The organism is Methylophaga sp. UBA2689 (assembly GCA_002354555.1).
In the GTDB taxonomy this organism is placed as follows: Bacteria; Pseudomonadota; Gammaproteobacteria; order Nitrosococcales; family Methylophagaceae; genus Methylophaga.
The window spans coordinates 340-1,490 of the sequence record DELT01000101.1 but is presented as its reverse complement, the minus strand read 5'-3'; the positions used below and the strand labels follow the sequence as shown (position 1 = coordinate 1,490).

The following is a 1,151-nucleotide window of genomic DNA, read 5'->3' as shown; positions in this document are numbered from 1 at the left end:
TCGGTCAAACGATGAGTGATGCGAACATCCTTGACCTTCTCATCCAGGGTTTTCTTGACCCGCTCAACCAGATCTTCGAAGTTTTTCTCGACTTCTTCGTGCGCTTTTTTCTCTTCTTCGTCTTCAAGCTCACCCAGATCCAGATCGCCTTTGGCAACGGATTGCAGGTGTTTGCCGTCAAAGTCAGTCAGAGAGTTTACCAGCCATTCATCGACGCGGTCGGTGAGCAACAGGACTTCAATGCCTTTCTTACGGAATACTTCGAGATGCGGACTGTTTTTCGCCGCAGCATAACTTTCGGCAGTGATGTAAAAGATTTTGTCCTGCTTGTCTTTCATCCGGCTGACATAATCTTCCAGTGAAACGGTTTGCTCGGCATTACCGGTTTCAGTGCTGGCAAAGCGTAGTAATTTGGCCAATGCTTCTTTGTTGGCAAAGTCTTCGCCTGGACCTTCTTTGATCACCTGACCGAATTCTTTCCAGAATTCAGCATATTGTTCAGGCTCGTTATTAGCCATTTTGTTCAGTTCAGAGAGAATTTTCTTCACTGAAGCAGCACGGATGGTATCAATGACTTTGCTGCTTTGCAGGATTTCACGCGACACATTCAATGGCAGATCATTGGTATCAATTACACCGCGGATAAAACGCAAGTAACGTGGCATCAGCTGTTCGCTGTCTTCCATAATAAACACGCGTTTCACATACAGCTTGATGCCGTGCATGCGATCGCGATCCCACAGATCAAACGGCGCTTTGGATGGAATGTATAACAGTGATGTGTATTCGGTATTACCTTCGACCTTATTATGGCTCCAGCTCAATGGATCCTGAAAGTCGTGAGCAATCTGCTTGTAAAACTCTTTGTATTGCTCATCAGTAATATCGTTTTTGGATAAAGTCCATAAGGCCGTGGCTTTATTGACGGTTTCATCTTCGATAATGCTTTCATCAATTTTGCCTTCTTCATCTGGCACTGGCTCTTTTTGCATGATGATGGGCAGATTGATGTGATCAGAATATTTACGGATCACATTACGCAGACGCCAGCCATTGAGAAATTCATCCTCATCTTCACGCAAATGCAGAGTGACTTCGGTACCGCGGGTGGCTTTTTCGATGGTTTCAATATTGAACTCACCTTCACCGGC

1 protein-coding gene is annotated in these 1,151 nt (G+C 45.3%); it reads right to left on the bottom strand.

Features of this window, described 5'->3' with window-relative positions:
- Positions 1–1,151, bottom strand: a 1,151-nt coding sequence (htpG, locus tag B3M51_RS12705) for a molecular chaperone HtpG (RefSeq protein WP_292759687.1), incomplete at both ends; no start/stop codon positions are given.